Origin of the sequence: Pseudarthrobacter humi, from assembly GCF_024294965.1 — a bacterium.
Lineage (GTDB): Bacteria > Actinomycetota > Actinomycetes > Actinomycetales > Micrococcaceae > Arthrobacter > Arthrobacter humi.
Window position 1 is genome coordinate 33,708 of record NZ_JANCLV010000004.1, and the last position, 20,647, is coordinate 54,354.

A 20,647-nucleotide genomic window follows, 5' to 3' on the forward strand; every position below is an offset into this window, starting at 1 on the left:
AGTGACTCAGCTCATCATCACCGAACTGGTCGAGCTCGACCAGAACCTGGGCACCTCGCCCGAGGACGTGATCCGGCACCTGGCCAGCAAAGTTGCTGCCACCGGCCGCGCGTCAGAGGTTGAAGGCCTCTTCGCCGACGCCTTCGCCCGCGAGCAGAAGACAGCGACCGGCATCCCGGGCGGCATTGCCATCCCGCATTGCCGCTCAGCCGCCGTCCTCGAACCGACGCTGGCCATGGCCCGCCTCAACCCCAAGGTGGACTTCGGCGCCAAGGACGGCCCCGCGGACCTGATCTTCTTCATCGCTGCCCCCGAAGGCGCGGACCAGGAGCACCTGAAGCTGCTGTCCAAGCTGGCCCGGTCCCTGATCAAGAAGGACTTCACCGCGGCCTTGCGTGCGGCGTCTTCCCGCGAGGAAATCGTGGAATTGGTGGACGGCGCTTTGGCGGACAAGCCGGCAGCCCACGCGGCTGCTGCGGTTGCTGAGGCGCCTGCTGCCGCCGTTTCGGCAGACTCGGCTTCGGCAGGCTCAACCACCGCGGGTCCCCGGCGCCTCGTGGCTGTGACCGCGTGCCCCACCGGCATCGCCCACACGTACATGGCGGCCGACTCGCTGGTTGCCGCTGCCCAGGAAATGGGTGTGGACCTGCAGGTGGAGACCCAGGGATCCTCGGGCGCCAAGCCGCTGGACCCGGCAGTCATTGCCGCCGCCGACGCCGTGATCTTCGCGGTGGACGTGGACGTCCGCGGCAAGGAACGCTTCGCCGGCAAGCCCGTCATCAACGCACCCGTCAAGCGCGGCATCGACGAGCCCGCCAAGATGGTCCAGGAGGCGCTCGCTGCCGCTGACAATCCGAATGCGCGCCGCGTCCCCCACTTCGGGGCAGAGGAACAAGCCGAGAACGAGGCTACCGAAAAGGGCGAGCACATCGGCCAAAAGCTGAAGAAGGCACTGCTCACCGGTGTCAGCTACATGATTCCGTTTGTGGCCGGTGGTGGCCTGTTGATCGCCCTGGGCTTCCTGCTGGGCGGCTACGACATCACGGGCGTCGCTGACAAGGTGGTGGTGGAGAACAACTTCGGCAACCTGCCAGAAGGCGGACTTGCGATCTACCTTGGCGCGGTCATGTTCAAGATCGGCGCCCTGTCCATGGGCTTCCTGGTTCCCGCACTGGCCGGCTACATCGCCTACGCGATCGCCGACCGTCCGGGCATTGCGCCCGGCTTTGTCGCCGGCGCCGTCGCAGGGTTCATGGGGGCAGGCTTCCTTGGCGGCATCGTGGGCGGCCTGCTCGCGGGCTACATGGCCCACCTGATCGGGACCTGGCAGGTACCGCGCTGGCTGCGCGGCCTGATGCCCGTGGTGATCATCCCGCTGCTGGCTTCAATCTTTGCCTCCGGCCTGATGTTCCTGGTTCTCGGCGGCCCCATCGCCGGACTCACCACCGCTCTGAACTCCTGGCTGTCGGGCATGACCGGCGCGTCCGCCGTCGTCCTCGGAATCATCCTCGGCCTCATGATGTGCTTCGACCTCGGCGGCCCGGTCAACAAGGTTGCCTACGCGTTCGCTGTTGCCGGCCTGAGCGCCGGCAGCGCCACCAACCAGGCGCCGTGGCAGATCATGGCAACTGTCATGGCTGCCGGCATGGTCCCGCCGCTGGCGATGGCCCTCGCCACCGTGCTCGACAAGAAGCTCTTCAGCCTGGCTGAGCGCGAAAACGGCAAAGCGGCCTGGCTGCTGGGTGCGTCGTTCATCTCCGAAGGTGCCATCCCGTTCGCCGCGGCGGACCCGCTGCGCGTCATTCCCGCCAGCATGGTGGGCGGTGCCCTCACTGGAGCCCTCTGCATGGCCACCGGCGTTACGTCGCAGGCACCCCACGGCGGTATCTTCGTGTTCTTCGCCATCGGCAACCTGGTCATGTTCGTCGTCGCCATCCTGGCCGGAACCGTGGTCAGCGCGCTGGCAGTCATCGCCCTCAAGCGCTGGGCCGTCCGCGAGCCCGCTGCTACCGTGGAGTCCGTTCCCGCAACGGTCTGACCCGGCCTTACCAAACAACGAATTCACGGCGCTGAACGTAGAGGCGCCGAAAGACAAAGGAGCAATAAATGTCAGAACGCACCGCAACCGTCGCCAGCCGCGTAGGCCTGCACGCCCGCCCCGCCGCCATCTTTGCGGAGGCCGCTGGAGAGTTCGACCTGGACATCACCATCGCCCGCGAAGGTGAGCCGGTCGATGAGGCAATGGACGCCGCGAGCATCCTGTCCCTCATGAGCCTGGGTGCCGCCCACGGCGACGTTGTGGTGCTCCGCGCCGAAGGTACCGGCGCGGATGACGCCCTGGCGCGTCTGGTCCAGATCCTGGAAACAGATCACGACGCCGAGTAAACCGCCTCACGCGAGCGGCCGCCGTCGCGCCTGTCCCCTCTTTGGGGAAGGTACGACGGCGGCCGCTCGCTTAATCCCTCTCCCGCCCAACTAGGTAGCAGCAGATGTCGTTATGGAGGCTCATACCGACATGTGCTGTTACCTAGTTGAGGTCAGCCGCGTTCGGCGATCTTCTTGACGTCCGCCACGAGCATGTCCCACATGCCCTTGGAGTGTTCCGCCGCGTCTTCGTTGGCGTTGTTGTCCTGTGAGAGCGTGAGCGTTGTTGCACCGCCCCGCTCCTCGAGGGTCCACGTGAGCGTGTGGTAATTTTCCGGCTTGTCCGGTTCGCCGCCCAGCGGACTGAAGTGCGTGTGGACCAGCTTGCGGCCGGGATCTACCACGAGGATCTTGCCCTTGTCCTCGTAGGGTTTTCCTTCCCACTCGCCACGCCACGCGATGGGGCTACCCTCCGTCCAGTCCGTCTCCAGGTCCGCGCCGAACATAAACTCCTTCACGGCGGCCGGATCGGTGATGACCTTCCAGACGCGGTCCGCCGGAGCATCAATGGTGATGGTGGATGTGGCTACGAGGTTCACAGGCACTACCGGGCCGCCTTGGCGGTCAACAGCAGATATTCCCATTCCATTTGCCATACGGCATCACCGTGGGCCTCGCCAAACGAATCGGCCAGTTCGGTGAGGGCTTTGTCCAGTGCCTGTGCCTTCTCCTGGTCGTCGCCGATGAACTTGTAGACCGAGATGGTGGGACCGTAGTGGGACTTGAAGTACCGCAGGAAGTCCTCCGGCTGGTGGAAACTGCGGATGGCCAGCGTGCGCTTTTTCGCCTGGATATCGGTGATCCTGTCTCCGAAGAGTTCCCGCACATGGTCTTCGCTGCCCCACAGCGGGGGCGGCTGGGCTCCGGGCGGGGGCGGCGGCGCGAACGGCTTCATGGTGGCGAACATCTTTCCAATGAAGCCTTCGGGCGTCCAGCTGAGCAGGCCGATGGTGCCGCCGGGTTTGCACACCCGGACGATTTCGTCCGCACCGGCTTGATGGTGCGGCGCAAACATCACACCCAGGCAGGACGCCACCACGTCGAATCTGTCGTCCTCGAACGGCAGTGCCTCGGCGTCTGCTTCCATCCACTCCAGCTCTACGCCGCGGTCGGCTGCCTGCCGGCGCCCGGCGTCGAACAGCTCCGGGGTGAGGTCGCTGGCCACCACCCGGGCACCCATCATGGCAGCGGGGATGGCGGCGTTGCCGGAGCCCGTAGCGACGTCCAGAACACGCTGCTTGGCTTTGACTCCGCACGCATCCACCAGGATGGCTCCGAGATCCAGGAGCATCTCACTGGCCAGCGCGGGGTAATCCCCTGAAGCCCACATGGCCCGGTGCTTTTGTTTCAGAGCCCGGTCTGCCTCGTCCACATCCACTTTGTCATTCATGGTGGCGCCCCTCTCCTTTGACAGGCTTTTTCCTTGACAGGTTTCGAGTGACAGCACGCTGTTGCGCAGGGCTGCAATGCGACCCATTGTGGCCGCAGCGGGGCGGGCTGTAAAGCGTCCGGGGCTAGGGCTCGGCGCGGAAGCAAGCAAACTTAGGGTTTCCTTGTGTTTCCCCAACCCCGGAATTAGCGTGGAAGCCTGACCAGCCACTACGGCGCTACGGCGTCCAGGATTTCCCGGTCCCGGCAAAGGAGGACGACATGCCCGGCAAAAAGAACCCGAGCCTGAAAGATCCTGAACTCTACGAGGAACTGCGCGAGGACGGCGCGTCCAAGCAGAAAGCCGCCCGTATCTCGAACGCGGCCGCCAAGAAAGGCCGCTCCGCGGTGGGCCGCAAGGGCGGGAAATCCGGCGACTACGAGGACTGGACCGTCCCGCAACTTAAGGCCAAAGCCAAGGAAATAGGCCTCACCGGCTACTCAGCCAAAAAGAAGAGCGATCTCATCTCCGCCCTGCGGAACTCCTAGGCGGCTGCCATCCCCACCAACACAGCATGCTCGCGGCCTATGCATTCCCGGTCCGCTTTTTCGCGGACGGCCTCAAGCACCCTGTCGAGCCCGTGTGGTGGTGGTCTTCGCCGCAGGCTTCTCGGCGGCGGTTTTGGTTTCGGAGGACTTCGCCGCAGCCGTCTTTGCAGTCGTTGTCCTCGTCCCCGAAGTCTTGGCACCGGCTTTGGCGGGAGCCTTCCCGCCAGGACGGTCGGCACGTTCTCCTGTGCCGGCGTCGTCCGCGTCCGCAGCGTCCGCATCCTCAGAGGCGGCAGGCTTCCCGCCGCCGCGCTTCCGCTCCAGGCTGCGCTTCAGCGCCTCCATCAGGTCGATGACCTCGCCGTTGCCGCCCTCACCGGCTTCCGCGCCGAACGTTTCGGCGGTATCGAGCGAATCGCCCTTCTCCAGCTTGGCCTCGATGAGCTTCCGGAGCTGCACCTGGTAGTCATCGGTGAAGTGCTCGGGTTCGAAATCCGCGGCCATGGACTCCACGAGGGCGGCGGACATTTCGCGTTCCTGGGCGGAAATCCGGATGGACGTGTCCAGCGCAGGGAAGCTGGCGTCCCGGACCTCGTCGGGCCACAGCAGGGACTGCAGCACCAGCACCTCGTCCTTGATGCGCAGCGCCCCCAGCCGCGTCTTCTCGCGCAGGGCGAACTGGACGATGGCCACACGGTCCGTGTCCTCGAGCGCCCGGCGCAGCAGGACATAGGCCTTGGGCGACTTGGAATCCGGCTCCAGGTAATAGCTCTTCTCGAACATCATCGGTTCAAGCTGCTCCGACGGAACAAACTGGACCACCTCGATCTCGTGGCTGTTCTCCGCCGGGATGGATTTGAGCTCATCCTTGGACAGGACCACCGTCCGGCCTTCGTCCTCAAAGGCCTTGTCGATGTCCGAGTAGTCGATGATCTTGCTGCACACCTCGCAGCGGCGCTGGTACCGGATCCGGCCGCCGTCGGCGTTGTGGACCTGGTGGAGGCTGATGTCGTGGTCCTCGGTGGCGCTGTAGACCTTCACGGGCACATTGACCAGGCCAAATGCGATGGCACCTTTCCAGATGGCTCTCATCCCTCAAGTGAACATCACGGGGGGCCGGAGGTGAAGACCCATGGCCGGCCCTAAGGAGCGTGTCCGGGTCGCGGGGCGGGAACTGACCCTCACCAACCTGGACAAAATCATCTACCCGGAGACCGGCACCACCAAGGCCGATGTCCTGGCCTATTACGCCGCCGTGGCCCATGTCCTGATTCCCGCCGCGGCCAACCGGCCCGCCACCCGCAAGCGGTGGGTCAACGGGGTGGGCACCACCGGGCATCCCGGCGAGGTGTTTTTCCAGAAGAACCTGGAGGATTCAGCGCCCGGCTGGCTCCCCCGCGCCGCCATCACGCACAAGGGCCGGACCATCTACTACCCGATGGTGAACGATCCCGCCACGCTCACCTGGTTCGGCCAGATCAATTCGCTGGAAATCCACGTGCCCCAGTGGCAGGTGGACTCCCATGGCAAGCAACTGAACCCGGACCGCCTGGTCCTGGACCTCGATCCCGGTGACGGCGCAGGGCTTGAGGAATGCGCCGAGGTTGCCAGGCTGGCCCGCGCCATCCTGCAGGACGTGGGCCTGAAACCGGTGCCGGTGACCAGCGGCAGCAAGGGCATCCACCTCTACGCGGGCCTTGACGGAACGCAGACCTCCGACCAGATCTCGGACTTTGCCCACGAACTGGCCCGCGCGCTGGAGGCGGACCACCCGGATCTCGCCGTGAGCGACATGAAAAAGAAGCTGCGCATGGGCAAGGTCCTGGTGGACTGGAGCCAGAACAGCGCCGCAAAGACCACTATCGTGCCGTACTCCCTGCGCGGCCGCCTCACGCCCACGGTGGCCGCCCCGCGGACCTGGCAGGAGATCGGCTCCCCCATGCTCCAGCACCTCGACTACAACGCCGTGCTGCGCCGGGTGAAGGCGGGCAAGGACCCGTTCGCCGCCGTCGGCAGCGGTGCCGGGAACCGTGGGGACGCCGGGAACCCCAGTGCGAAGACGGACGACGGCGGCGCGCACGCCCGCCTGGAGCGGTACCGGTCGATGCGGGATCCTGACGCGACGCCTGAGCCGTTCTCCGGCGCCTCCGGAAACGGGGATACGTTCGTGATCCAGGAGCACCACGCGGGCAGGCTCCACTTCGACTTCCGGCTGGAGCACGAGGGTGTGCTCGTGTCGTGGGCCCTGCCGAAGGGCGTCCCGGAATCCGGCGGGAAGAACCACCTGGCGGTACAGACCGAGGACCACCCTTTGGACTACGCCACGTTTGAGGGCACCATTCCCAAAGGGCAGTACGGCGCCGGCGAAGTCACCATCTGGGACCACGGCACGTATGAACTGGAGAAATGGATCAACGGCCGGGAGGTCATCGCCACGCTGACCGGCGCCGAGGGCGGCGGCCTGGGCGGCACCAGGAAGTTCGCTCTCATCCACACCGGCCGCGGGCAGGGCAGGGACGCCGAAGGGCAATGGCTCATCCACCTGATGGACAAGGACCACCACACGTTCCACCCGCGGCGGGCTCCGGCGGAGGATGAACCGGCGGAGGACGCGGCGGAGGAGGATTTCGGGGCGGAGGGTGCGGCGCCGGACGCTTCCGGGGCTGCGCCTGCCGCTGACGTTTCCCCGGCCAAGTCCGGGCTTTCCCCACTGCGTGCCGAGGATTTCGGCCCCATGATGGCAACGTCCGGGACCGCCGCCGACCTTCATGGCAGCGACTGGCAGTTCGAGCTGAAGTGGGACGGCGTGCGTGCCCTGCTGGTCGCGGACGAAGAGAAGGTCCGTGTCTTCAGCCGCAACGGAATCGACGTCAGCGCAACCTACCCCGAGCTGACGGACCGGGCCTGCTGGCCGGCGGGCCCGTTCGTCGCCGACGGTGAAATTATCGCCGTCGGGCCTTCCGGCAGACCAGATTTCGGTCTGCTCCAGGGACGCATGAAACTGACCCGGCCGGCCGACGTCGCCAAGGCCCGCGCAGCAATCCCTGTCCGGCTGATGCTTTTTGACCTGCTGTCCGACGCCGGCGGGGACCTTCGCCGACTGCCTTTCGCTAAGCGGCGGGAGCGGCTGGAGGAGTTCCATCACCCGTCGGAGTGCCCCGTGGAGCTTTCCGCCGTCCTGGACGAGAAGATCGAGCACATCCTGGAGAGCGCGCGGGAGCTGGGCCTCGAGGGCGTGATGGCCAAGCGGACCGACAGCCGCTACGTCAGCGGGCAGCGGACCCGGACGTGGATCAAGATCAAGCTGGAGCAAACCCAGGAAGTGGTGGTGGGCGGCTGGCGGCCGGGCAAGGGCGGGCGGCAGGGTTCGGTGGGTTCGCTGCTGGTGGGCATCCCCGACGGCAGCGAACTGCGCTACGTGGGCCGGGTGGGCAGCGGGTTCAGCATGCGCGAACTGGAAGAACTCCGGCAGAAGCTGGACGGTCTGGCGCGAAAGACGTCACCGTTCGACGACGTTCCGCGCGAGGATGCCTCGGACGCCCATTGGGTGACGCCCCGGCTGGTCGGAGAGGTGACCTTCGGGGCATGGACGGGCAGCGGCAAGCTCAGGCATCCGGTATGGCGGGGCTGGCGGCTGGACAAGAATGCCGACGAAGTGGTGCCGGAGGGTTAGCGACGCTGCGTTGGCGACGCGCAAATTTTCCCGGGACACACAAACGGCCTGGCGACACCCGAATTCTGGTGTCGCCAGGCCTTTTGTGTGTCGTCAGATCAGATGCGCGTCGTCAGCGAGGGTGTTCCTAGGACGAGTGCGGCATCTGCGGGCGCCCTGTGCGGTGCACAGCCGTCACTGCAGCTTCCTGGCCCAGACGGCCGTGGCCTGCACCCCGCTCTTTGGGGTGCCGGCGCTTGCCGTTGCCGTCCGGCCAGTGGCGTTCACCGGCCATCGCCGTGGTCACCGCAATGGTGGCCGGGCCCGGCATGGACGGGGTGTCCATGGCTGCCGCGAGATGGTCCGCGACCTCCGGTTCGATCTTTGTTCCAGCATTTTTTTCAGCCATTTTTTCTTCCTTCCGCAGTGAAATGAAGTGGTTACCAATAGTAGGTCTGGCGTGCTGTCCTGGCGCTGGATTTACCAGCGGACCTTCTTCTCTGCCGGGCCCTGCTTGCCGCTGACATGGGTCGGCTTGTGGTTCTTGCCGACGCTCTGCAGCCCGGAGTCGCCGCCCCTGGATTTGCTGGCCAGCATGGCCCGCTGCGCTTCGGTCAGCCCGGCCCGGATGCCTTTGGCTTCGGCGTCGTCCTGCGCGGATTCGGGCTGGCTGGGAGTGTTGTTTGCAGTCATTTGGTGGAACCTTTCTGAGGAGAATCAGTGTGTCTGACGAGATCAGCATGGACGGGGCCTGTGGTACCAGGCCGCAGGCGTCCGCCTACTCAAAAATCAGTGTTCCCATGAATCAACAATAGGCAGTTTCAGGCTCGGTTGTGAACCCCCGGTTTCCGGCCTGTACATGGGGTACGGTGGCGGCCGGAAATGGTGCCCGAACGGCCGTGGCGGCCGTCACTTTTCCGCGCGGTTCAGGGGAAAAGTGACCCGAAAAATGGGTCGTGAACAAAAAGATTCCGTAACGATGGGACTGCACCGCCCCAATCCCAGTGATGACGGGGCGAGAGCAGCCAAAAGAAATCCGTGAAAACCGGCGGAAACCCTCCCCAAGGAGGGCACTTTACGGCATAGAACTCTCATTTGCCATGGAATCCGCGTAAAATTGAAAGCCTGCCCAGAGCGGGGCAGCTACAAGTCGCAAGCAAATGACCTCCATAGGAGTCGCCCAAATGCCCACAGACCGAAGCACGACCGACTCTTCAGCAGGCGTGAACAACGCCAGCCGACCCAACGAAGCAGCACCAGATAACGCACTCCCAAGTGCGCGCAAACCGAAGATCCTTGCACGCCGCAGGCTCAAAGAGTCCGACGTGAATGTTGTCAACCAGCCCATGCTGAAAAAAGCGCTCGGCGGAACCATCGTGGGTAACACCATGGAGTGGTTCGACGTCGGCGTGTTCGGCTACCTGATCACCACCATGGGACCTGTTTTCCTTCCCGAGGCCGACAAGTCCGTCCAGACGCTGTTCCTGCTTGGAACGTTCGCTGCCACCTTCATTGCCCGTCCACTCGGCGGTGTTGTGTTCGGCTGGCTCGGCGACAAGATCGGGCGGCAAAAAGTACTCGCCGCAACACTGATGATTATGGCTGCCAGTACGTTCGCCGTCGGGCTGTTGCCCGGATACGCCCAGATCGGCATCTGGGCCGCTGCGCTGCTGGTAATCCTGAAGCTTGTACAGGGCTTCTCCACCGGCGGGGAATACGCAGGCGCCACCACGTTCGTGAGCGAATACGCCCCGGATAAGCGCCGCGGATTCTTTGCAAGCTTCCTGGACATGGGCAGCTACCTCGGCTTTGCCCTGGGTGCGGCGCTGGTTTCTGTCCTGCAGCTGACCCTTGGCCAGACAGCCATGGAGGAATGGGGCTGGCGCATACCCTTCCTCATTGCCGGCCCGCTGGGCCTCATCGCCATCTACTTCCGGAACAAGATCGAGGAATCCCCTCAGTTCCAGGCCACCCTGGATGCCCAGGAATCCATTGGGCAGACCGCCGCAGCAGCCGACGTGGACGCCGCCAAGAGTCCTGTCGGAATCGTCAAGGCCTACTGGCGCTCGCTCATCGTGGCCATGATCCTTGTGGCCGCTGCCAACACCGCCGGGTACGCCTTGACGTCCTACATGCCGACGTACCTCACGGAGTCCAAGGGCTACGATCCCGTCCACGGCACACTGCTGACCATCCCCGTGCTGGTCATCATGGCCTTGTGCATCCCGCTGACGGGCAAGCTGTCCGACCGCATTGGCCGCCGGCCGGTCCTCTGGATCGGCGCCATCAGCACCGTCGTGCTGGCTACGCCGGCGTTCCTGCTGATCGGCATGGGTGACGTCTGGTCCACGCTGGCAGGCCTCTCGCTGATCGCGTTCCCAGTGACGTTCTATGTTGCGAACCTCGCCTCGGCGTTGCCCGCACAGTTCCCGACGGCCAACAGGTACAGCGCCATGGGTATCGCCTACAACTTCGCAGTTGCCATCTTCGGCGGCACCACGCCGTTCATCGTGGCCGCGCTGATCACGGCGACCGGCGATGACATGATGCCGGCCTACTACCTCATGGCGACCTCAGCCATCGGGGTTGTGGCCATCTATTTCCTGAAGGAATCAGCCAAGCGTCCGCTGCCCGGCTCCATGCCCAGCGTGGACACCCAGGCGGAGGCCAGGGAACTGGTTGCCACCCAGGATGAGAACCCGCTGATCGACCTGGCCGATATGCCGTTCGAATCCCAGGACGTCACCGACGCCGCGGCCGCCAAGGTCCCGGCCGGAGTCTAGGCACCACAGCCTAAGCAACACACCACAAACCGGCCTGACCGGGCCGTCTTGTAGCCCGCGCTCAAAGGCCCGTCCCGCGCGCTTTCCTTGGGGGAAGCACGCAGGGCGGGCCTTAGCCGTGCCCGGCGCTGCCCTTCCGGCCATGCCCACGCGACGCCTTGTGACCCAGCTAATGGTCAGCATTCCGGGCTTCTGCTAATTTTCGAACAAGGGCTTGAGGAATAGGTGGTGTTGGCTGTGCGCAGAGTCATGGCCCATGCCCGCACGCTGCACGCCCTGGGCCCGGCGAACAACGACCGGCTCTCGGCGGTTCGGGTTGCCCTCAGCGTGGCAGTGCCCTCCCTGGTACTCCTGGCCATCGGCCGTCCCGAACTGACCATGTACGCGGTGTTCGGTGCCCTGACTGGCATGTATGGACGCTCGGAAACCCACCAGCTTCGCCTCAAGCACCAGGCGCAGGCGGCAGTGGTCCTGGTCAGCGGCATCACGGTGGGCGTGTTCCTGTCCGTCAACCACCTCCACTCCTGGTGGCTGGTGCTCGTGGAGGCCGTGCTGGCCGGTGCCGGTTCCCTTTTCTCCGACAAAGTGCGGCTCAAGCCGAACGGACCGTTCTTCGGCATCCTGGCCCTGGGCGCCTGCGCCTCGGTCCCGACGAGCGTGCCGTTCCTGACTGCCGTGCTGGTCGGTGCGGCCTCGGCCGCGTTCTCGATCCTGGTGGGCTTCGCCGGCTGGCTGCGGGTCCGGGCCTGGCAGGCGGGCGCCGTGCGTGATGTTCCGCGTCCCAGCAGCGAACTCCGGCAGGCCGCGCTGGTCCACGCCGCCCGCTATGTCCTGGCCGTCGGTGCAGCCGGAACCTGCGGCGTCCTGAGCGGCAGCGGCCACCCGCACTGGGCCATGGCCGCGGCCGCCGTCCCGCTCGCGGGGGCCGACCTGCCCAGCCGCGTCCACCGCGGGATCCACCGCATCGTGGGGACGTTCGTCGGTTTGGCGCTGGTCGCCGTCGTACTCTTTCCTGGGCCGTTGTCCCCGTTGCAGTATTTCCCCGGCCACACCGCCGCCGTGCTGGCGCTGCTGGTGATCGCGTTCCAGTTCCCCACCGAACTGTTCATGGCGCGGCACTATGGCTGGGCCATGGTCTTCTTCACGCCGGTGATCCTGCTCATGACGCAGCTTGCCGCGCCCGCGGACCCGGGCTTGCTGGTCACCGAACGCGCGGTGGAGACCTTTGTGGGCGCCGTGATCGGTATCGCCGTGGTGGTCGCCATCCGCGCACCGCGGAAGGCTACTGCTTCGGACGCCGCGGCGGCCCGGACGTAAACCGCGCCGGCAGCACACGCGAGATGGCGGCCACCAGTTTGTAGCGTTTAGTGGGGATCGAGACGCCCTTCCCGCGGGCGTTGTCCGCCAGCCCGTCCCGGACCACCCAGTCCGCCCGCAGCCACATCCAGTGCGGGGCGACCGACTTGTCCATGCCCATGCGGTCATGGAATTCGGTGTGCGTGAATCCGGGGCAGAGCGCGGTGACGTGCACGCCTCTCGGTCCGTAGGCAAGGTTGGCCCAGCGGCTGAAGACGACCTGCCAGGCTTTCGCAGCCGAGTAGCTGCCGCGGTTGGCGAAAGCCGACACACTGGCCACGTTGATGATCCTGCCGGAGCGCCGCTCCAGCATCCCCTGCAGCGCAGCATGGCAGAGCTCCATGGGGGTCTGCACGTGCAGGCGCAGGTGCCTCCGCTCGTCCTCCAGGGGATTTTTTTCGAACGAATGCAGCAGTCCGATCCCCGCATTGTTTACCAGGACCTCAACCGGCCGCGCAGGGTCCGTGAGGCGCCCGACGACGGCGGCCACACCGGCGTCGTCCGTCAGGTCGGCGGGCAGCACCTCAGTGGAAACGCTGTAATCACGCTCGAGTTCGTCAGCGATCTGCTGGAGCCGGGCGGCGTCTCGGGCCACCAGCACCATGTGGTGGCCTTCCTGCGCGAGCTGGCGGGCGAACTCCGCTCCCAGCCCTGCGGTTGCCCCTGTTATGAGCGCGGTGGTGGGTGTCTCCATGCGCCCAGACTAGCGGTGTTACGGAGCCGACGGCTGGTGCAGGCCGAAGGTCGAGCCCTGATCATCTTTGCAGAGCTTGAATCTTCCCTACTCCGCCGGGGATGCCGGGGGTGCCGATGATGGATCCGCCCTCTCCAGACGGTCCGGGGCTGAAGTCCCAGCCGAAGAGCGCGCCGTAGAACGCCCTGCCCCGTTCCGGATCTTCGACGCCGATTTCAAAGAACGCTGGTTCGCCGGCCATGGCTTCTCCTTGTCTCGTGGGATCAGGTGGGCGCGTAGGGTCCATCGGACGAACCCACCCTAGACCTGCCCGGCACACCGGTCCAGAGTCAGCCGGCGCGCTCAGAGGTCCGGAAAAAGTCCTGGGTTTGTGTCGATCGGGCCTCGCGCCGTTCGACCTGTGGATGAGAAGGTCGAAGGGCGACCTTCCACAAACCAAGGAGAAGATTGAGATGGCCAAGTACATGCTGATCATGCGGGAAACCGACGAGTCCCTCGCGAAGTTCACGGACGTCGACTTCGACGAGGCGATGAACGCCATGGGCAAGTTCAATGACGAACTGATCCGCGCCGGCGTCCTGTTGGCGGCCGAGGGCCTGGAGGATCCGAAGGAGGGAGTTGTGGTCGACTTCACCGGCGAAACACCGGTGGTCACCGACGGCCCCTACGGAGAAACCAAGGAACTGTTCGGCGGCTTCTACATCCTCGATGTGGCCTCGAAGCAGGAAGCCATCGAGTGGGCGAAGCGGGCGCCGCTCACGGCCGGCCGCAAGACCGAAATCCGCCGCGTGCCCACCATCGACGAGTTCCCGCAGGACAACGAATGGATCCAGAAGGAACGCGCCTGGCGCGAGCAGACCGGGCAGCTCTGAGTCGCCTGCCCTGACGCGACAGCTCTTGATGCGACAGTGAGTGCGGTTGAGGCGCGGGGCGCCGTCGAGGCAGTGTGGCGGATGGAATCCGCCCGCATCGTCGGCGCCCTGGCCCGCTATACAGGCGACTTCCCGCTGGCCGAGGATCTCGCCCAGGAGGCACTCGCCGAAGCACTCGTCTCCTGGTCCGTCAACGGGATACCCGCTGAACCCGCCGGCTGGCTCCTCACCACAGGCCGCCGTCGAGCGATTGATACGTTCCGCCGGCGGGCGGCACGGGACGAAAAGTACGCCCTGCTGGCCAGCGACCTCGCGGCGGAGGAGCCAGGAGCGGACACCTTGTTCGACCCCGATGCGATCGACGACGACGTGCTCGCCCTGATGTTCATCTCCTGCCATCCGGTGCTGGCCAAGGAGTCCCGGATCGCCTTGACGCTGCGCGTAGCGGGCGGCCTGGGCAGCGACGAGATTGCCAAGGCCTTCCTGGTCCCGGTGGCGACGATCCAGGCACGCATCACCCGGGCCAAGAAGACGCTGGCCGCCGCACAGGTGCCGTTCGCGGTGCCTGAGCCGCCCGAGCGGGCTGAACGTCTTGGCTCGGTGCTCAACGTCATCTACCTGATCTTCACGGAGGGCTCGTTTGCCTCCGGCGGCGCGGAGTGGATCCGCACGGACCTCGCTGGCGAAGCCCGCCGCTTGGCCCGCGTGCTGGTGCGGATAGCGCCCGAACCCGAGGTGTTCGGGCTGATTGCGCTGATGGAACTCACCGCCGCGCGGTTCCCGGCCCGGCTCGATGCGTCGGGCCGCCCGGTGCTTCTGGAAGACCAGGACCGACGGCGGTGGGACCAGGCCGCGATCCGCCGCGGACGTGCGGCGCTGGCCCGGGCCGCGGGATCCGGACGCGGGTTGGGTGCGTACGGCCTGCAGGCATCCATCGCCGAGTGCCACGCGGTGGCTCATTCGGTGGCCGAGACGGACTGGCAGCGGATCGTCATCCTCTACGAAGCCCTCGGCCGGCTGGCCCCGTCCCCCGTCGTCGAGCTCAACCGTGCGGTGGCCGTCGCGATGGCCTCCGGCCCGGCGGACGGACTGGAGCTCGTGGAGGCCATCGCCGCACGCGGAGAACTGGCGGGCTCGCACCTGCTTCCCGCGGTCCGTGGCGAGATGCTTACCCGGCTCGGCAGGCATGACGACGCACGGTCCGCACTCCTGCAGGCCGTGGCGCTGTGCGGAAACGCCGCCGAGCGCGCGGTGCTGCAGCGCAAGGCGGACGAGCTCAGCTGACTCCTGGCTGAGCTCACGCCACAGCGAACCTGGCGAGCGGGTTGGCAAGCCGGCCGGCCATCTGCAGCCCGCCGGACGGGTCGGTGAGGTCCAGCATCTGCTGGTTGTTCCGCAGCTGCAGCCGGTTAAGGCACGACAGTTCAAAGTCAGGGGCGAACAGGTCGTGGCGGGCGAACTGGTCCGCGAGCTCCGGGTGTTCAGCCTGGTACTCCTGGATAACGCGGGCGGCCGTGCCCCAGAACTCCTCCTCGCTGAGTTTCCCGTCCTCCACCAGCAGGGCACTGAGGAAGCGGAAGATGCAGTCGAACACATCCGTGAAGATGGCCAGCACCTTTTCACTGTCGGGAATGTCCACCTGGATCCGTGATACGTCCGCGGGCAGGTCCAGCCGGCGCCCCATCACCACGATTTCCTCGGCGATGTCCTTCATCACCGCACGGACGGGCACACCGTTATCCAGCACGAGGATCACGTTCTCGCCATGCGGCATAAAGGCGAGTTCGTACCGGTAGAGGCAGTGGACCAACGGGACGAGGTAGGCCTCAAAGAAGCGGCGCAGCCATTCAGCGGGCTCCACTCCGGAGCGCTCAATCAGGGCAGACGCCATCGGTTTGCCGGTCGAATCGACGTGCAGCAGGGACGCCATGGTGGCAAGCTGCTGGCCGTCCTCCAGCAGCGGGAGCGGACTTTCCCGCCACAGCGCGGACAGCATTTTCCGGTACGGCGAGCCCTTGGCGGACGCGGCCTCGTAGTAGCCGTTGTGGTAGCCGATGGCAGCGATCTCGCTGATCATGGCCAGGCCGCGTTTCTGCAGGGCTTCGTCTGACCGGATCAGGTCCTGCAGCCAGTCGTTGATGGCGGGGGTTGCCTTCATGTACTGCGGCGAGAGTCCCCGCATAAAGCCCATGTTCAGGACGGACATCGCCGTCTTGACGTAGCTCTTGGCGGGCGCGGCCGTGTTGAAGAACGTGCGGATGGACTGCTGGGCCTGGTAACTGTCGGCACCGGTCCCCAGATGGATGATGTGCTGCTGGGCGATTTCGGCAGCGAACGTGACGGTGAGCTTGTTCTCCCACTGCCACGGATGCACCGGCATCAGGAAGTACTGGGCGGGGTCCACACCCTGCGCCGAGAATTCGCTCTCAAAGGACTGCAGCGCGGCGGCGCCGAGCTCGGCCTCCAGGTGGGCGCGGTAGTCCAGCCCCGCGCTGGCGGTGAAGACAGCCTTGCTGCGGTGCACCCCGATCCATTCCAGGCGGACGGGGGCTCCGGTCTCCGGCGCGAACGCCCGGTAGTCACTGATGCCGAACCCCAGCCTGCCGTTGTTGGCCACGAAACACGGGTGGCCCTCCGTCATGCTGCGTTCGATGGCCTGGAAGTCGGCGGCGGGGTCCGTGCCGCCGGTGACTCCTGCCGCGAGTTCCTCGGCGGACGGCTGTCCCAGCCACTGCTTGTAGGAGTGGCCGGCCAGGGTGCTGCTGATCTCTTCAAGGTAGACCGGGAGCATCTCCTCGCGGATGCCCAGGGTGTCCCTGAACTCGGTGATGAAACGCAGGGCGTCCGGGGCGGCATCCTCGCCTTTGCGTGTGCAGTGGATCGAAGCGGCGTCCACCGACCAGTGCTCCAGCTCAAGCACGCGGGCCGTGAACGAGTACGCCGTGAGGCCGTCGTCGCTGCGGACCACGTACACTGCGGGTTCCTCCGGACCCGTGGCACCCCTGCCGGAGCCCAGGCGCTGCGGCTCCAGGATGCGTTCGTGCAGGAATTCGGCGAGCGCCTTGCGGACCAGGTGGCGGTTGGCTATAGCCCAGCGTTCGGGTGCGAGGTGGGGAACGGTGTTGGCGGTGCTGTCCGGTATTTCGACGACGGTTTGGTCCAGCTCGGTGATGGTCACAGTGATGCTCCCTGGTGGATCGGGGCGGAAAGGTCATGGGAAGGGTCTTGGGGGCGGCGCAGGGCTTCGCGGGCGGCGATGTGGTCCTGGCGTGTGCAGAAGCTGAGCAGCGCTTCCTTGTCCGGCAGCGTTACGACGCCTGCCGGCTGGAAACCGAGCCGCTCATTGAGCACATGGATTTTGGAGTTCCGGGCGTCCGGTTCAACCACCACGCGTTCCACGCCCGGTTTTTCGAACAACCGCTCCAGCACGGCGTCCATCACCGCGGCCGTGTACCCCGGTTGGGGGTCTTCCGGCGGCGGCGCCACCAGCAGGTGCATGCCGATGTCGCCCTCCTGCACGGCATAGACCGCGGCCAGAGGCGAGGCGGCCGGCAGGTATTCCTCCATCAGGAAGGCGGGGACGCCGGCGTCGAGCCCCAGCAAGGCGTGGTGGTGCCCGCTGGACTGGATCGTTGTGTATTCCTCCACAACGCCGTCAACTGTGGCGGACAGCATCCCCCAGAACGACGCGTACGGCTGGGTGACCCAGTTGTGGAGGAGTGGCGCGTCGGCAACGGCGTCGACACAGCGGAACGTGAAGCTCATGCGGACACCACCGCTGTCTGCTCTTCCCGGGCCGGGCCTGCTGCTGCCGGAACAGCTTCCGGCGCGCCGAATTGCTGGAAGGCGATGCTGCGTTCCACCGGATAGACCTCGCGGCCGGTGATCTCCTTCAGGATGCACGAGTTGCGGTAGGCAGCCATGCCGAGATCCGGGGTGACAAAGCCGTGTGTGTGCAGCTCGGCGTTCTGGACGAAGACTTCGCCGGGTTCGACGCCGGTGCTGTAGTTGCGTGCCACGGCAAACCGGCCGGAGGGGTCCCTGGCAATCCGGTCCTGGATGCCGGCCAGGAAGTCCGGCTCCCGGTAGGTGTAACCGGTGGCCAGGACTACGGCTTCGCTGTCCAGCACATAGTCCGAGCCTTGCTCCTCGTGCCGGAGCTGCAGGGCGTGGGAACCGGCGGCCCGATCCCACGCCGCGCCGGTGAGCGATGAGTGGGTCAGGAGCTGGGTGTCCACCATGCCGGAGATGCTCTTGGTGTACAGGAGGTCGTAGATGGCGTCGATCAGCTCGGAGTTGATGCCTTTGTACAGGTTCTTCTGGCTCTTGATCAGGCCGTCGCGCCGGTCCTGGGGCAGCCCATGGAAGTAGTCCACGTACTCCGGCGAGGTCATCTCGAGTGTGAGCTTGGTGTATTCCAGGGGGAAGAACCGTCCGGACCGGGTGACCCAGTTCAGCTGGTAGCCGTGGGTGTCGATGTCCTGCAGGAGCTCGTAGTAGATTTCCGCGGCACTCTGGCCGCTGCCCACGATGGTGATGCTCCGCTTGGCCTGCAGCTCACTCTTCCTCGACAGGTAGTCGGCGTTGTGGAGGACAAGTCCCCCGCCGCCATCAGCGGCTGCGTCGACTATTCCGCCACAGGACGCCGGCACGTACGGCGAGGTGCCCGTGCCCAGCACCAGCCGCCGCGCCAGCAGCACCCCAGGCCCTTCGGGACCTGCCACCGAAAGGCGGTACACGCCGGCGTCGTACGTTACATCCAGCACGGCTGTGCTAAAACGAACGGACCGCAGCTGGCCTGCCACCCACTGGCAGTACTGGTTGTATTCCGCGCGCAGCGGATAGAAGTTTTCGCGGATGTAGAAGCGGTAGAGGCGGCCGGTCTGCTTGAGGAAGTTCAGGAACGAATACGGCGACGTGGGGTCGGCCAGCGACACCAGGTCCGCCATGAACGGCACCTGGAGGTGGGCCGGCTCCAGCATCATGCCGGGGTGCCAGTCGAATGATTCCCGTTGCTCCAGGAAGACGCCGTCCAGCCCGTCCACCGGCTCGCTGAGGGCGGCCAGGCCAAGATTGAAGGGCCCGACGCCGATGCCGGCGAAGTCGAAAATGCGCGGTTCGGTGGAGGTGCTCATGCGGACACCTCGCTGGTGCTGTTGTTGGTGTTGGCGCCGGACAGCAGCTGCGCGCCGGTGCGGCGCAGCAGCTCGATGATCTCGCTGATGTCCTCCAGGGTTGCTTCGGCGTTGAGGAGGGTGAACTTCAGATAGTGCCTGCCCGCCACCCTGGTGCCGGCCACCACGGCCTGCCCGGACGCGAAAACGGCCGCGCGGATGGCCGGGTTGAGGGCGTCGGCCGCATCCTCGGAAAGCCGGCCGTGAGCGCCGGACGCGGCGCCAGTGATGTCAGCACCGGAATCTCTGGGCCGGTAGCGGAAGACCAGTGTGCTGAGCTGCGGGGCGGCGGCGAGCTCAAAGTCGTGGTCGGCCGCCAGCACTGATCCCACCCGGGCGGCGAGATCGATCGCTTCATCAAACAGGGCGCCGATCGCATCCGCGCCCATGATGCGCAGGGTCAGCCACAGTTTGAGCGCGTCAAAGCGCCGGGTGGTCTGGATGCTCTTATCCACCTGGTTGGGGATCTCGGCCAGGGCGGCGCTTTCCGGGTTCAGGTAGTCCGCGTAGTAGGTGACGTGCTGGAGCATGGCGCGGTCGCGGACCAGCAGGGCGCTGGAGCTGACGGGCTGGAAGAACGTTTTGTGGAAGTCCACGGTGACGGAGTCGGCCAGGCGGGTCCCGTCCAAGAGGTGGCGGTAGCGGCTGGAAACCATCAGTCCGCCGCCGTAAGCCGCGTCAATGTGGAACCACGCACCGTAGGCGCGGGCCAGGGCCGCGAGGTCCGCGAGCGGGTCCACCGCACCGAAGTCTGTGGTGCCGGCGGTGGCCACAACCGCCATCGGCACCAGCCCGGTTTCGTGGGTTTCCGCCATGGCCTCGGCGAGCGCGGCCGGGTCCATCTTGTGGTCCGCGGCACAGGGGACGGAGATGACGGCGTCGAACCCCAGCCCCAGCATGGACGCGGACTTCTGGATGCTGAAGTGGCTGTCGGCGGATGTGAAAATCCGGAGCCTTTCCAGCAGGGCGGGCAGCCGGAGTCCGGCGTTGGCCGGATCCTGCCGCAGCCCGACAACGGCGTGGTTGCGCGCGATCAGCAGTGCCTGCAGGTTGGACTGGCTGCCGCCGGAGGTGAACACGCCGTCGGCTGCAGCCCCCAGCTGCAGCCGTTCGGCGGTCCAGTCGATGAGTCGGCGCTCGATCATGGTGGCCCCGGCGCTCTGGTCCCAGGTGTCCATTGAGGAGTTCACCGCGGACAGGATGGCCTCCCCCACCAGCGCCGGGATCACCACCGGGCAGTTCAGGTGTGCCGCGTACTTCGCATCGTGGAAGTAGATGGCGTCCCGCAGGTAGACGGTCTCCAGCTCCTCCAGGGCCGCGGCGGTGTCCGGGAGCGGCTGGTCCAGGTCAACGGCGCCGATGCGCGCCTTCATTTCGGCAGGCCCGACGCCGGTAAAGGGTCGGGTGGTGCGGTCGATTTTGGTGGCCACGGCGTTGACTCCCTGCAGCACCTGCGCCACGTACCGGGTGGAGTTCCTGGTGTTGAACAGATGGTTGGTGGCAGCGAGGGCCAGTTCCACGCGGGAGCCGAAATCCTGCCCGGGCAGGGTTTCGCCCACCCGATTCTCATCCACGTACATCTCATCAACACGGGGCAGCAGCGGCACAGTGGTCATCCTTAGTTCGACGTTGGGGTTGTCCTTAGCAAGGCAAGCCTTACTTAGGTGAACCTTTTCGTCAAACTTTAGTGACTTATTTATCTTAAGCCGCGGGAATACGGCGTTCTTCAGGGCGCGGGCGCGTCATTGACTGGCCCCGATCACGAATCGGGTGCA

General features: G+C 65.8%; 19 protein-coding genes. 8 read left to right on the forward strand and 11 right to left on the reverse strand.

Annotated features, from left to right (window positions below; all coding sequences use genetic code 11):
- The first annotated feature begins 1 nt into the window (after nucleotide 1).
- Nucleotides 2-2,038: a PTS fructose transporter subunit IIABC gene (locus NFC73_RS07310; RefSeq protein ID WP_254748934.1), complete on the forward strand. Its 2,037-nt coding sequence runs from the start codon at nucleotides 2-4 to the stop codon at nucleotides 2,036-2,038.
- Between the two features lie 68 nt (nucleotides 2,039-2,106).
- Nucleotides 2,107-2,385: an HPr family phosphocarrier protein gene (locus tag NFC73_RS07315; protein ID WP_058930307.1), complete on the forward strand. Its 279-nt coding sequence runs from the start codon at nucleotides 2,107-2,109 to the stop codon at nucleotides 2,383-2,385.
- A gap of 152 nt (nucleotides 2,386-2,537) precedes the next feature.
- Here the strand turns inward: NFC73_RS07315 and NFC73_RS07320 are convergent, their stop codons facing one another.
- Nucleotides 2,538-2,969 carry an SRPBCC domain-containing protein gene (locus NFC73_RS07320; protein WP_254748936.1) on the reverse strand — a complete coding sequence of 144 codons (432 nt, stop codon included), beginning with the start codon at nucleotides 2,967-2,969 and terminating at the stop codon, nucleotides 2,538-2,540.
- Nucleotides 2,969-3,814: a class I SAM-dependent methyltransferase gene (locus NFC73_RS07325; RefSeq protein WP_254748938.1), complete on the reverse strand. Its 846-nt coding sequence runs from the start codon at nucleotides 3,812-3,814 to the stop codon at nucleotides 2,969-2,971. Before NFC73_RS07325 ends, NFC73_RS07320 begins: the two co-directional genes overlap by 1 nt.
- Before the next feature lie 260 nt (nucleotides 3,815-4,074).
- Here NFC73_RS07325 and NFC73_RS07330 point away from each other — a divergent pair, with 260 nt between their 5' ends.
- Complete coding sequence (locus tag NFC73_RS07330; RefSeq protein WP_254748940.1) at nucleotides 4,075-4,341, forward strand: DUF7218 family protein; 267 nt, start codon at nucleotides 4,075-4,077, stop codon at nucleotides 4,339-4,341.
- A gap of 72 nt (nucleotides 4,342-4,413) precedes the next feature.
- Here the strand turns inward: NFC73_RS07330 and ku are convergent, their stop codons facing one another.
- Nucleotides 4,414-5,433 carry a non-homologous end joining protein Ku gene (ku, locus tag NFC73_RS07335; RefSeq protein WP_254748942.1) on the reverse strand — a complete coding sequence of 340 codons (1,020 nt, stop codon included), beginning with the start codon at nucleotides 5,431-5,433 and terminating at the stop codon, nucleotides 4,414-4,416.
- Nucleotides 5,434-5,473: 40 nt separating this feature from the next.
- Here ku and NFC73_RS07340 point away from each other — a divergent pair, with 40 nt between their 5' ends.
- On the forward strand, nucleotides 5,474-8,014 hold the full coding sequence (locus NFC73_RS07340) for an ATP-dependent DNA ligase (protein ID WP_254748944.1): 2,541 nt from the start codon (nucleotides 5,474-5,476) through the stop codon (nucleotides 8,012-8,014).
- A 127-nt stretch (nucleotides 8,015-8,141) separates the two neighbouring features.
- Here the strand turns inward: NFC73_RS07340 and NFC73_RS07345 are convergent, their stop codons facing one another.
- Entirely contained in the window at nucleotides 8,142-8,402 is a 261-nt protein-coding gene (locus tag NFC73_RS07345; protein WP_254748946.1) for a hypothetical protein, read from the reverse strand.
- A 71-nt stretch (nucleotides 8,403-8,473) separates the two neighbouring features.
- Nucleotides 8,474-8,686: a hypothetical protein gene (locus NFC73_RS07350; protein WP_248763096.1), complete on the reverse strand. Its 213-nt coding sequence runs from the start codon at nucleotides 8,684-8,686 to the stop codon at nucleotides 8,474-8,476.
- A gap of 491 nt (nucleotides 8,687-9,177) precedes the next feature.
- On the opposite strand from NFC73_RS07350, the gene NFC73_RS07355 reads away from it, so the two are divergent.
- Together NFC73_RS07355 and NFC73_RS07360 are read left to right on the forward strand one after the other, a co-directional pair.
- A complete protein-coding gene (locus NFC73_RS07355; protein WP_254748948.1) occupies nucleotides 9,178-10,776 on the forward strand; it encodes an MFS transporter in 1,599 nt (532 codons plus the stop codon).
- 237 nt (nucleotides 10,777-11,013) lie between these two features.
- Nucleotides 11,014-12,093: an FUSC family protein gene (locus NFC73_RS07360; protein WP_254748950.1), complete on the forward strand. Its 1,080-nt coding sequence runs from the start codon at nucleotides 11,014-11,016 to the stop codon at nucleotides 12,091-12,093.
- Here NFC73_RS07360 and NFC73_RS07365 read toward each other — a convergent pair.
- Nucleotides 12,059-12,826 carry an SDR family NAD(P)-dependent oxidoreductase gene (locus NFC73_RS07365; RefSeq protein ID WP_254748952.1) on the reverse strand — a complete coding sequence of 256 codons (768 nt, stop codon included), beginning with the start codon at nucleotides 12,824-12,826 and terminating at the stop codon, nucleotides 12,059-12,061. The two genes, NFC73_RS07360 and NFC73_RS07365, sit on opposite strands and share 35 nt — an antisense overlap.
- A 61-nt stretch (nucleotides 12,827-12,887) precedes the next feature.
- Nucleotides 12,888-13,067 (reverse strand): VOC family protein, encoded by a 180-nt coding sequence (locus tag NFC73_RS07370; protein WP_254748954.1) that lies wholly within the window; start codon nucleotides 13,065-13,067, stop codon nucleotides 12,888-12,890.
- A 211-nt stretch (nucleotides 13,068-13,278) separates the two neighbouring features.
- Between NFC73_RS07370 and NFC73_RS07375 the strand changes: the two genes are divergently transcribed.
- The gene (locus NFC73_RS07375; RefSeq protein ID WP_056347932.1) at nucleotides 13,279-13,698 is read left to right on the forward strand and encodes a YciI family protein; all 420 of its coding nucleotides are present in this window, start codon (nucleotides 13,279-13,281) and stop codon (nucleotides 13,696-13,698) included.
- 36 nt (nucleotides 13,699-13,734) lie between these two features.
- A complete protein-coding gene (locus NFC73_RS07380) occupies nucleotides 13,735-14,982 on the forward strand; it encodes an RNA polymerase sigma factor (RefSeq protein ID WP_254748955.1) in 1,248 nt (415 codons plus the stop codon).
- A gap of 13 nt (nucleotides 14,983-14,995) precedes the next feature.
- Here the strand turns inward: NFC73_RS07380 and NFC73_RS07385 are convergent, their stop codons facing one another.
- From NFC73_RS07385 to NFC73_RS07400, 4 genes are read right to left on the reverse strand one after another with little or no spacing between them, the layout of a single operon-like run.
- Nucleotides 14,996-16,870 carry an IucA/IucC family protein gene (locus tag NFC73_RS07385; RefSeq protein ID WP_308292664.1) on the reverse strand — a complete coding sequence of 625 codons (1,875 nt, stop codon included), beginning with the start codon at nucleotides 16,868-16,870 and terminating at the stop codon, nucleotides 14,996-14,998.
- Between the two features lie 2 nt (nucleotides 16,871-16,872).
- Nucleotides 16,873-17,463, reverse strand: a complete 591-nt coding sequence (locus NFC73_RS07390) for a GNAT family N-acetyltransferase (RefSeq protein ID WP_254748956.1) — start codon at nucleotides 17,461-17,463, stop codon at nucleotides 16,873-16,875.
- Complete coding sequence (locus NFC73_RS07395) at nucleotides 17,460-18,833, reverse strand: lysine N(6)-hydroxylase/L-ornithine N(5)-oxygenase family protein (RefSeq protein WP_254748957.1); 1,374 nt, start codon at nucleotides 18,831-18,833, stop codon at nucleotides 17,460-17,462. The genes NFC73_RS07390 and NFC73_RS07395 overlap by 4 nt, the downstream gene beginning before the upstream one ends.
- Nucleotides 18,830-20,452, reverse strand: coding sequence for a pyridoxal phosphate-dependent decarboxylase family protein (locus NFC73_RS07400; protein WP_254749453.1), 1,623 nt, complete (start codon nucleotides 20,450-20,452; stop codon nucleotides 18,830-18,832). The genes NFC73_RS07395 and NFC73_RS07400 overlap by 4 nt, the downstream gene beginning before the upstream one ends.
- Nucleotides 20,453-20,647: the final 195 nt, after the last annotated feature.